Raw genomic sequence first — 9,336 nt, 5'->3', positions numbered from 1 at the left:
GAGGGGGAGGGTAAGGCGCCGCGCTCTAAATCGCCGCCGTAACAATAATCTCGACAGTGTATTCCGGCCCTGCAAGCTTGGCCTCACCCGTGGCGCGGGCGGGCGTGTTGCCTTGCGGGACCCACTTGTCCCATTCCTTGTTCATCTCGGCGAAGGTGCCCATATCGGCCAGCCAGATGATCGCCTGCAGGATCTTGGTCTTGTCGGTGCCGGCCTTGGCCAGCAGTTCGTCGATAGATGCGAGGATCGACCTGGTCTGTTCGCCAACGCTGGCGCCGGGCGTTCCGACCTGGCCGGCGAGATAGACGTTGTTGCCGTGGATGACGATCTGGCTCATGCGCGGGCCAACATCGATGCGACGAATGCTCATGGGATGGTTCCTTCGTTTGTCGGTGCGCCTGTTTAGAGTCGCTGCCGCCTCCGGGCAAGGCCAACAGCGCGAAACCTCTTGAGCCTGGGTTGGATCTTGGGCCGCAAATGTCTATCTGCGCCGAGGGATTTCTTTCCGGCGCGGATTGCCGACCTCGTGTGAGAGTGGCAAGACATTGCGCCAAACCAGATTGCGAGGATGAGAGCCATGGAATATCGCGAAATCAGCGAGGACTATTCGGTCTCGGGCCAGATCCAGCCCGAAGACGCCGCCGCCATCAAGGAAGCCGGCTTCAAGAGCGTGATCTGCAACCGGCCGGATGACGAGCAGCCCGGCCAACCCTCAGCCGACAGCGTCAAGGCGGCGGTCGAAGCCGCGGGGCTGGCCTTCCGCTACATCCCGGTGATCAGCGGCCAGATCACGGCCGAGAATGTCGAGGACCAGGCCGAGGCGCTTGACGCGCTTGAGGGACCGGTGTTTGCTTATTGCCGCTCCGGCGCGCGCTGCACCAACCTCTACGGGCTGATTCAGCAGTCCAAGGGGTGAGCATCTGAGGCGCTGGCGATCCCTCACCCCCCCTCTGTCCTGCCGGACATCATCTCCCCCGCAAGGGGGGAGATCGGATGTCGCCTTCGCTCTTCGCCAATCGCCGACGTTGCAGGATGAGCGCTATCGACAAAGCTGCTGATCTCCCTCCTTGCGGGGGAGATGGCCGGCAGGCCAGAGGGGGGTGCTGTCCCGCCGACGTATCAACTGAAACTCTCTCAAACTAGATCGGCAGCGCGCCGGTCTCCTTCAGCGTCTCCAACACGATCGCCGTCTTCACATGCTGCACGGATTCGTGCGGCAGGAGCACGCCGTTGACGAATTCCGACAATGATTTGAGATCGGGGGTCACCACTTTCAAGATGTAGTCCATCTCACCGGTCAGCGCGTGCGCCTCCTGCACTTCCGGCAGCCGCGCCAGCAATTCGCCGAAGCGCCGCGCATTGTCGCGGTTGTGGGTGGCGAGCGTCACCGAGATGACGTTGACCAGCGAGAATCCAAGCTTGTCGCGGTCGAGCACGGCGCGATAGCCCTTGATGAAGCCGTCTTCCTCCAGCCGCTGGCGGCGGCGCGAGCACTGCGATGCCGACAGGTTCACCCTCTCGGACAGATCGTTGTTGGTAAGCCGCGCGTCCCCCTGCAAAAGAGCCATTATCTTGCGGTCGAACTGGTCGATGCGCACGTCATTCATGGATTCACCTCCAATCATGCATGAACTACGCACGAGATGATCATTTCAAGCGTTTGAATGCAAGCACCGTGCGGCCGCTTCGCGCTATGATTGATATGTTGTGGTCCGATGCGGCCACCATCCGTTTGGAGGAATGCCATGGGTCCCTTCCCGCACGACGCCCCGCCCGCAAAGATCAGCAAGGAAAACCCCGCCGGCACCGACGGTTTCGAGTTCGTCGAGTTCGCGCATGCGGAGCCGCAGAAGCTCGCCGAACTGTTCACCCGCATGGGCTATGTCGCGGTGGCCAAGCACCGCAGGAAAGACATCACCGTCTGGCGCCAGGGCGACATCAACTATGTCGTCAATGCCGAGCCCGGCTCGCACGCGATGAAGTTCGTCGACAAGCACGGCCCTTGCGCCGCCTCGATGGCCTGGCGCGTGGTCGATGCAAAGCATGCGTTCGAGCATGCGGTATCGAAAGGCGCCACGCCCTACGACGGCAACGACAAGGCGCTCGACGTGCCGGCCGTTGTCGGCATTGGCGGCTCGCTGCTCTATTTCATCGAAGCCTATGGCAAGAAGGGCCCGGCCTATGATGCCGAGTTCGAGTGGCTGGGCGAACGCGACCCGCGGCCGCAAGGCGTCGGCTTCTATTTCCTCGACCACCTCACCCACAATGTCTATCGCGGCCAGATGGACAAATGGTGGGACTTTTATCGCGAATTGTTCGGCTTCAAGCAGATCCATTTCTTCGACATCGACGGCAAGATCACCGGCCTCGTCAGCCGCGCCATCACCTCGCCCTGCGGCAAGATCCGTATCCCGCTGAACGAGTCCAAGGACGACACCAGCCAGATCGCCGAGTATCTGAAGAAGTACAATGGCGAAGGCATCCAGCATATCGCCGTCGGGACCGACGACATCTACGCCGCCACCGACAAGCTTGCCGACAATGGGCTGAAGTTCATGCCCGGTCCGCCGGAGACCTACTACGACATGTCGTACAACAGGGTGAACGGGCATGACGAGCCGATCGAGCGGATGAAGAAGCACGGCATCCTGATCGACGGTGAAGGCGTGGTCGACGGCGGCATGACCAAGATCCTGCTGCAGATATTCTCCAAAACCGTGATCGGCCCGATCTTCTTCGAATTCATCCAGAGGAAGGGCGACGAAGGTTTTGGCGAAGGCAATTTCCGCGCGCTGTTCGAGTCGATCGAGCAGGACCAGATCAAGCGCGGCGTGATCAAGGTCGACGGCAAGGCGGCCTGAACCCCCGTTTGCGGCTCGATGGGCCTTGATCTAAGTTTCGATAAAAGGGGTCAAGCCGTGAACGTCTCCATAACCGAAGCAAAGGCCAAACTAACGGAACTCGTCGGCCGCGCGGAGGCCGGCGAGGAGATAGTCATCACTCATCACGGCAAGATCGCGGCGCGGCTCGTGCCACCAGTTCGAGAAGACTTGTTGTCGCGCATAGGTGCCCTGAAGGGCAAGATTTGGATTTCTGACGTTCGACAAACTCGGCCCTGAATGGAACGAGTACACCAGATAAAGGTCAGAGGCCCAACCGCTCGACCTCTTCTTTCCTCACCTTCAAATCATAATCGAGCAAAAACTCGTCCAGCTGCGGCGGCGCGACCGAGCTGCCCGAGAGCATCGCGTGAACCTGGCCGCGATGGTGGATGTCGTGCAGGAAGACATGGGCGAGAATGTCGCCGATCTTTTCGGGGATCATGCCGTCCTCGCGCCGGTCCGTGATGACCTGACGGTCGAGATCCGCCTCCGACAGCTTCTCGCAAAAGGCGATCAGGCGCCAGTCGGCCGCGACCTGAGCGGCAAACAGCGCCTGCGGCACATCGAACGGCACGTAGTCGTCATAAGCGGCCGCACCGACGCCGCCTTCTTCGAGAAAATCGAGATAGAGATGATCGACCGCGAGGATGTGGTTGAGCGTCGCCTTGATCGACGGGAAGAAGCTTGTGCGCTCGGCTTCGAATTCGCCGGGCTTCAGCGCAAGCACGGCGCGATAGAGCCGGTCGTTCGACCAGAGATTGTTGCCGGCCATGCGGCTGAAATGCTCTAGCAGGGTCACGCGTTCATTCGTCTGATCAGGCCAATGCCAGCCGCCATCACCGCGAAGCCGGCGACAACGATCAGCAGCAGCCGGTTCATGCGCCGCCGCATCGCCTGCGTCTCCTCGTCCCGCGCCACATTGGTGTTGGTGATGGTGTGGAACATCATCGACTTGCGCGGGTAGCCACTGCGGTTGGTCAGATCGGGCGAGCGCGCCTCGATGCGGTAGCTCAGCCGGATCGCCTGGATGAAGACCACCAGAATGGCCAGCGCCCAGACGCCGGCCAGCAGGTAGAACGCCTCTCCCGTCACTATTGCCCCCTCTTATGCCTGGGACTTCTCGACCTTCTGCTCGATGGCGCCGAAGATCGAGTTTCCGCTTTTATTCTTCATCTCGATACGCACCGTATCGCCAAAGCGTAGGAACGGCGTCTTGGGCTCGCCAGACTCAATGGTCTCGATCATGCGCAGTTCAGCGATGCAGGAATAGCCGGCGCCGCCGGCCGCCACCGGTTTGCCCGGCCCGCCATCCAGCTTGTTGGAGACGGTGCCGGAACCGATGATGGTGCCGGCAACCAGCGGCCGTGTCTTTGCGGCATGGGCAATCAGCGCCGGGAAGTCGAAGGTCATGTCGACGCCGGCATTGGCACGGCCGAACGGCTTGCCGTTGACGTCGGCGAGCAGAGGCAGGTTGACCTTGCCGCCATCCCAGGCGTCGCCGAGTTCGTCCGGCGTCACCGCCACCGGCGAAAAAGCCGAGGACGGCTTCGACTGGAAGAAGCCAAACCCCTTGGCGAGCTCGGGTCCGGTGAGCGCGCGCAGCGTCACATCATTGACCAGCATGACCAGCCGGATGGCGGCGCGCGCCTGGTCGAGGCTGGCGCCCATCGGCACGTCGTCGACGATGACGGCAACTTCCGCCTCCATGTCGATGCCGAAGGCTTCGTCCGCCGCGCGGATCGGATCGCGCGGCGCGATAAAGGAATCCGAGCCGCCCTGGTAGATCAGCGGATCGGTCCAGAAGCTTGCCGGCATCTCGGCGCCGCGGGCTTTGCGCACCAGCTCGACATGGTTCACATAGGCTGAACCATCGGCCCATTGATAGGCGCGCGGCAGCGGCGATTGGGCGTCATGCTCATGGAAGCGTGCCGACGGCACCGCATTGTTCTCCAGCGATTCGGCGATCGTCGCCAGGTGCGGCGAAATCCGCTGCCAGTCGTCGAGTGCGGCCTGCAGCGTGCGCGCCAGGAACGAGGCGTCGGTGAAGCGCGTCAGGTCGCGCGAGACGACGACAAGCTTTCCGTCGCGCGTCCCGTCCCTCAATGTGGCAAGCTTCATGCGGTTTCCTCTCCTGATGCGGCTTTGGCGCCGTCTAAGTTCACAACAAGGCCGTCGCGGGCAATCGTCAAGTCACCCACCCACGATTTCCTAACAGCAGCCTCCCAGTCGGCCTCGCCGATCTCGGGATCATCGGCCGGAATGAGGTGGTTGAGCACCAGCCTCTTCACCCCGGCATCGCTGGCGATGCGGCCTGCCTGCTCGGCAAATGAGTGGCTGGCAAGCAGATGCTCTTTCAGCCGCGCGCCATTGCCGGTCCTGGCGACCAGCCGCTCGATGCCTTCTTCCAGCATGGCCTCATGGACGAGAATGTCGGCATTTCGGGCAAAGCCTGCGAGCGGCGGAAAGAAGGCTGTGTCGGCCGAGAACACGACGCTATTCGCACCATGCTCGAAGCGCAGCGCGAAACAGTCGGTCACCGGCGGATGGTCGACGCGCAGTGCCGAGACCTTCAGGCCGCGCTGCGCAAAAATCTCGCCCTCGCCGAATTCCACGATCGAAACCAGTTCGCGAATGTCCGGCCTGCCCTCATCGACGATGCGAATTTCGATGTCGAACTCGATCGCCTGGCAGAAACGGCGCCAGTATTGGCCGGTGCCGGGCGGTCCGAACAGCGTCACCGGGCTGGCGAGCCCGGCGGTCCAGGCGGTGTGGAGCAACGGGCCCAGTTCCAGCACATGGTCGGAATGCAGATGGGTGATGAAGACCAGGTCGAGCGCCTTCAGGCTGACGGCGGAATCGACCAGGCCGCGTGTGACGCCGAGCCCGCAATCGACGACGATGGTTCGCCCGCCCAGTTCCAGCAGCGACGAACTCGGCCACGGCCCGCCCGGCCGCAGCGCAGGGCCGCCCTTGGAGCCGAGAAGCACCAGCCGGTCGTTCATTGGGCTGATCTCAAGACCAGTCGCCCTCCGGCGTGCCGTTGAAACGCTTCTTCAGATCGGTCCAGCAATCGATGTAATTGTCCTGCCTCGTTTCAAGCTCGGCGCCGTAGCGGGTGAGCATTTGCGGGAATCGGGTCTCGAACATGAAGGCCATGGTGTTGTCGAGCTTGACCGGTTTCAGCTCCGAGCGCGAGGCCTTTTCGAAGCCAGGCGCGTCTGGGCCGTGGGCCAGCATCAGATTGTGCAGGCTGATGCCGCCCGGGACAAAACCTTCTTCCTTGGCGTCGTACTGGCCGTGGATCAGGCCCATGAACTCGCTCATGATGTTTCGGTGGTACCAGGGCGGGCGGAACGTATCCTCCGCCACCAGCCAGCGCGGCGGGAAGATGACGAAGTCGATGTTGGCGGTGCCCTCCTCGCCGCTCGGCGCCGTCAGCACGGTGAAGATCGACGGATCGGGATGGTCGAACAGGATGGCGCCGACCGGAGAAAACGTCGCCAGATCATATTTGTAGGGCGCATAGTTGCCGTGCCAGGCGACGACGTCGAGCGGCGAATGGCCGATCTCGGTGACGTTGAAATTGCCGCACCATTTCACCGTCAGCCGGCACGGCGTCTCCTTCTCCTCGAACCAGGCGCTGGGCGTCTTGAAGTCGCGTGGGTTGGCCAGGCAGTTGGCGCCGATCGGGCCGCGGTCCGGCAGCGTCAGCTTGGCGCCGTAGTTTTCGCAGATATAGCCGCGCACTTCCTTGTCGATGAGCTCGACCTTGAACACCAGCCCGCGCGGCAGCACGGCGATCTCGCCGGGCCGCAGCTCGATGACACCCATCTCGGTGACGAAGCGCAAGGTGCCGACCTGGGGGACGATCAGCAACTCGCCATCGGCATTGAAGAAATGATCGTCGACCATCGATCGGTTGGCGACATAGACATGCGCGGCCATGCCGCTTTGGCCCAGCACATCTCCGGCAGTGGTGATGGTGCGCATGCCGGCGATGAAGTCGGTCGGCTCACTCGGCATCGGCACCGGGCTCCAGCGATACTGCCCGAGCGCCAGTTCGTGGTCGCCGACATTGGGGGCGGTCTTCCACAAGGGATAGCTCACCGCCTTGAAGCGGCCGGTGTGTTTTACGCTCGGCCGGATGCGATAGAGCCAGGAGCGCTCATTGGTGCCGCGCGGCGCGGTGAAGGGCGAGCCCGAGAGCTGTTCGGCATAGAGCCCGTAAGCCGGCCGTTGCGGCGAGTTCCGCCCCTGCGGCAGCGAGCCGGGCAGCGTCTCGGTTTCGAAGTCGTTGCCGAAGCCCGGCATGTAGGAAAAGCTCATCCGATCCTCCCTGAACCCGGCCCCGCGAAGCGCTGCTTGCCGGCGATGTTGACCAAACTGGTTTCATTTGTAACCATCGAAAATGTAACTATCAACGGGCGAATGCCGCATCCATGGTGCAGATGGAAATCCTCGAACTCGAAAGCTTCCTGCCCTATCGGCTCTACCGGCTGGCCGACGCCGTCAGCCGCGAGTTTTCAAAAATCTACCGCGACCGCCACGGCCTGACGCGGCCGGAATGGCGCACGCTGTCAGGGCTCGGACAGCGCGGCACCATGACGGCGACAGCGCTTGGCGAACAGTCGGCCATGCACAAGACCAAGGTGTCGCGCGCCGTGGCCGAGCTCGAGCGGCGACGCTGGCTGGTACGCACAACCGACGAGAATGATCGACGTGTAGAGCATCTGGCGCTGACCAAGGCGGGGCTGGCGGCCTATGGCGAAATGGTGCCGCTGGCGAAGGCGTTTGAACGGGAGTTGCTGGAGAGGCTGAGCACAGAGGAGCGGACAGCGATTGTGAGCGGCGTGGCGGCGCTGGAGGGAGCGTTGGGTGAATAAAGAATCTGCTCCGCCGTGATCCTTCACACCCCCCTCTGTCCTGCCGGACATCTCCCCCGCAAGGGGGGAGATCAGATGTCGCGAAGGCTTTCGCCAATCTCCAATGTTGCAGAGGTTGGCGAGCCGTCAAAGCTGCCAATCTCCCTCCTTGCGGGGGAGATGGCCGGCAGGCCAGAGGGGGGTGCCTCGCGCCGACATTTCCAGCGGATAGCGCTCAGCCGCACCCTCACCAATCCATCACCACCTTACCCGAACTGCCGCTCCTCATCGCATCGAACCCCGCCTGAAAATCATCGATACCGATCCGATGCGTGATCAGGCCGCTGACATCCAGCGGGCCTTGCACCAAGGCGATCATCTTGTACCAAGTCTCGAACATCTCGCGGCCGTAAATGCCCTTCAAGTGCAGCATCTTGAAGATGACCTTGTTCCAGTCGATCTCAAAGCCGGTCGGCGCGATGCCGAGAATGGCGATCTTGCCGCCGTTGTTCATGGTGTCGATCATGTCGCGGAAGGCGGGCGCGGCGCCGGACATTTCGAGGCCGACGTCAAAACCTTCGGTCATGCCGAGCGCCGGCATGACGTCGCGCAGCTTTTCCTTCGAGGCGTCGACGACATGCTGAACGCCGAGCTTTTTGGCCAGCGCCAGCCGCACCGGGTTGATGTCGGTGATGACGACTTTTCGCGCCCCCACACATTGGGCAACGAGCGCGCCCATGATGCCGATCGGCCCGGCGCCGGTGACCAGAACGTCTTCACCGACCAGGTCGAAGGACAGAGCGGTGTGGACGGCATTGCCCAGGGGATCGAAGATCGCGGCGATCTCGTCGGGCACATCGTCGGGGATCGGCACGACATTGTGCTGCGGGATCGCCAGATATTCGCCGAAGGCGCCGGGGCGGTTGACGCCGACGCCGAGCGTGTTACGGCAGAGATGCCCCCTGCCGGCGCGGCAATTGCGGCAATGGCCGCAGACGATGTGACCTTCGCCGGAGACACGCTGGCCGACCTTGTATTCGGTGACCGCAGCGCCGAAATCGGCCACCGTGCCGACGAATTCATGGCCGGTCACCATCGGCACCGGCACGGTCTTCTGCGCCCACTGGTCCCAATTGTAGATGTGGACGTCGGTGCCGCAGATCGCCGTCTTCTTGACCTTGATCAGCACGTCGTTGGGGCCGATCTCCGGCACCGGTACCTCTTCCATCCAGATGCCCGGTTCGGCCTTGGCCTTCACCAGCGCCTTCATCATGTTCGACATGCTTTTGTCCCTTGAATCCCTTGATCCGGAATCGCTTTTGGCGATCAGGAAATGACGCCCAACTCTTTTCCCACCGCCGCGAACGCTGCCACGGCGCGGTCGATGTCGACGGTGGAATGCGCCGCCGACATCTGGGTGCGGATGCGCGCCTGGCCTTTCGGCACCACCGGGAACGAAAAGCCGATGACATAGATGCCGCGCTTCAGCATGCGCGCCGCCATTTCCTGCGCCAGGCTCGCATCGCCCAGCATCACCGGGATGATCGGGTGATCGGCGCCGGCCAACGTGAAGCCGAGCTTGCCCATCTCGG

13 protein-coding genes are annotated in these 9,336 nt (G+C 62.6%); 4 read left to right on the top strand and 9 right to left on the bottom strand.

Annotation, left to right across the window (positions count from 1 at the left end):
* Positions 1–25: 25 nt before the first annotated feature.
* Entirely contained in the window at positions 26–370 is a 345-nt protein-coding gene (locus NKI61_RS31125) for a RidA family protein (protein WP_352842186.1), read from the bottom strand.
* A 207-nt stretch (positions 371–577) separates the two neighbouring features.
* Between NKI61_RS31125 and NKI61_RS31120 the strand changes: the two genes are divergently transcribed.
* A complete protein-coding gene (locus NKI61_RS31120; protein WP_352592462.1) occupies positions 578–916 on the top strand; it encodes a protein tyrosine phosphatase family protein in 339 nt (112 codons plus the stop codon).
* A gap of 223 nt (positions 917–1,139) precedes the next feature.
* On the opposite strand, the gene NKI61_RS31115 is transcribed toward NKI61_RS31120, so the two are convergent.
* A complete protein-coding gene (locus NKI61_RS31115; protein ID WP_352510769.1) occupies positions 1,140–1,607 on the bottom strand; it encodes an Lrp/AsnC family transcriptional regulator in 468 nt (155 codons plus the stop codon).
* 138 nt (positions 1,608–1,745) lie between these two features.
* On the opposite strand from NKI61_RS31115, the gene hppD reads away from it, so the two are divergent.
* Positions 1,746–2,861 carry a 4-hydroxyphenylpyruvate dioxygenase gene (gene hppD / locus NKI61_RS31110; RefSeq protein ID WP_352510770.1) on the top strand — a complete coding sequence of 372 codons (1,116 nt, stop codon included), beginning with the start codon at positions 1,746–1,748 and terminating at the stop codon, positions 2,859–2,861.
* Positions 2,862–2,918: 57 nt separating this feature from the next.
* Positions 2,919–3,119: a type II toxin-antitoxin system Phd/YefM family antitoxin gene (locus NKI61_RS31105; RefSeq protein ID WP_352510771.1), complete on the top strand. Its 201-nt coding sequence runs from the start codon at positions 2,919–2,921 to the stop codon at positions 3,117–3,119.
* 25 nt (positions 3,120–3,144) lie between these two features.
* Here the strand turns inward: NKI61_RS31105 and NKI61_RS31100 are convergent, their stop codons facing one another.
* Genes NKI61_RS31100 through hmgA form a run of 5 tightly spaced genes read right to left on the bottom strand, consistent with a single transcriptional unit; the run spans position 3,145 to position 7,208 of the window.
* Positions 3,145–3,681 carry a DinB family protein gene (locus NKI61_RS31100; protein WP_352510772.1) on the bottom strand — a complete coding sequence of 179 codons (537 nt, stop codon included), beginning with the start codon at positions 3,679–3,681 and terminating at the stop codon, positions 3,145–3,147.
* Positions 3,678–3,974, bottom strand: coding sequence for a hypothetical protein (locus NKI61_RS31095; protein WP_352510773.1), 297 nt, complete (start codon positions 3,972–3,974; stop codon positions 3,678–3,680). Before NKI61_RS31095 ends, NKI61_RS31100 begins: the two co-directional genes overlap by 4 nt.
* A 12-nt stretch (positions 3,975–3,986) precedes the next feature.
* On the bottom strand, positions 3,987–5,000 hold the full coding sequence (locus NKI61_RS31090) for a fumarylacetoacetate hydrolase family protein (RefSeq protein WP_352510774.1): 1,014 nt from the start codon (positions 4,998–5,000) through the stop codon (positions 3,987–3,989).
* Entirely contained in the window at positions 4,997–5,884 is an 888-nt protein-coding gene (locus tag NKI61_RS31085) for an MBL fold metallo-hydrolase (protein ID WP_352842182.1), read from the bottom strand. The genes NKI61_RS31090 and NKI61_RS31085 overlap by 4 nt, the downstream gene beginning before the upstream one ends.
* A gap of 10 nt (positions 5,885–5,894) precedes the next feature.
* A complete protein-coding gene (hmgA, locus tag NKI61_RS31080; RefSeq protein ID WP_352627455.1) occupies positions 5,895–7,208 on the bottom strand; it encodes a homogentisate 1,2-dioxygenase in 1,314 nt (437 codons plus the stop codon).
* A gap of 122 nt (positions 7,209–7,330) precedes the next feature.
* Here hmgA and NKI61_RS31075 point away from each other — a divergent pair, with 122 nt between their 5' ends.
* Positions 7,331–7,765 (top strand): MarR family winged helix-turn-helix transcriptional regulator, encoded by a 435-nt coding sequence (locus NKI61_RS31075; RefSeq protein ID WP_031203942.1) that lies wholly within the window; start codon positions 7,331–7,333, stop codon positions 7,763–7,765.
* Between the two features lie 226 nt (positions 7,766–7,991).
* Here NKI61_RS31075 and tdh read toward each other — a convergent pair whose 3' ends face one another.
* Both tdh and NKI61_RS31065 read right to left on the bottom strand, forming a co-directional pair.
* The gene (gene tdh / locus NKI61_RS31070; RefSeq protein ID WP_023739257.1) at positions 7,992–9,026 is read right to left on the bottom strand and encodes an L-threonine 3-dehydrogenase; all 1,035 of its coding nucleotides are present in this window, start codon (positions 9,024–9,026) and stop codon (positions 7,992–7,994) included.
* A gap of 44 nt (positions 9,027–9,070) precedes the next feature.
* On the bottom strand, positions 9,071–9,336 hold a 266-nt coding region (locus NKI61_RS31065; protein WP_352842180.1), incomplete at its 5' end, for an aminotransferase class I/II-fold pyridoxal phosphate-dependent enzyme.

Source organism: Mesorhizobium sp. M0514, from assembly GCF_040321145.1.
In the GTDB taxonomy this organism is placed as follows: Bacteria; Pseudomonadota; Alphaproteobacteria; order Rhizobiales; family Rhizobiaceae; genus Mesorhizobium.
The sequence above is the reverse complement of the archived record's forward strand: the minus strand, read 5'-3'. Positions and strand labels throughout refer to the sequence as shown.

Bases quoted from the DNA above. Each gene is read 5' to 3' on its own strand.
- NKI61_RS31125 (WP_352842186.1), bottom strand. From the start codon at position 370: ATGAGCATTCGTCGCATCGATGTTGGCCCGCGCATGAGCCAGATCGTC.
- NKI61_RS31120 (WP_352592462.1), top strand. From the start codon at position 578: ATGGAATATCGCGAAATCAGCGAGGACTATTCGGTCTCGGGCCAGATC.
- NKI61_RS31115 (WP_352510769.1), bottom strand. From the start codon at position 1,607: ATGAATGACGTGCGCATCGACCAGTTCGACCGCAAGATAATGGCTCTT.
- hppD (WP_352510770.1), top strand. From the start codon at position 1,746: ATGGGTCCCTTCCCGCACGACGCCCCGCCCGCAAAGATCAGCAAGGAA.
- NKI61_RS31090 (WP_352510774.1), bottom strand. From the start codon at position 5,000: ATGAAGCTTGCCACATTGAGGGACGGGACGCGCGACGGAAAGCTTGTC.
- NKI61_RS31085 (WP_352842182.1), bottom strand. From the start codon at position 5,884: ATGAACGACCGGCTGGTGCTTCTCGGCTCCAAGGGCGGCCCTGCGCTG.
- hmgA (WP_352627455.1), bottom strand. From the start codon at position 7,208: ATGAGCTTTTCCTACATGCCGGGCTTCGGCAACGACTTCGAAACCGAG.
- NKI61_RS31075 (WP_031203942.1), top strand. From the start codon at position 7,331: ATGGAAATCCTCGAACTCGAAAGCTTCCTGCCCTATCGGCTCTACCGG.
- tdh (WP_023739257.1), bottom strand. From the start codon at position 9,026: ATGTCGAACATGATGAAGGCGCTGGTGAAGGCCAAGGCCGAACCGGGC.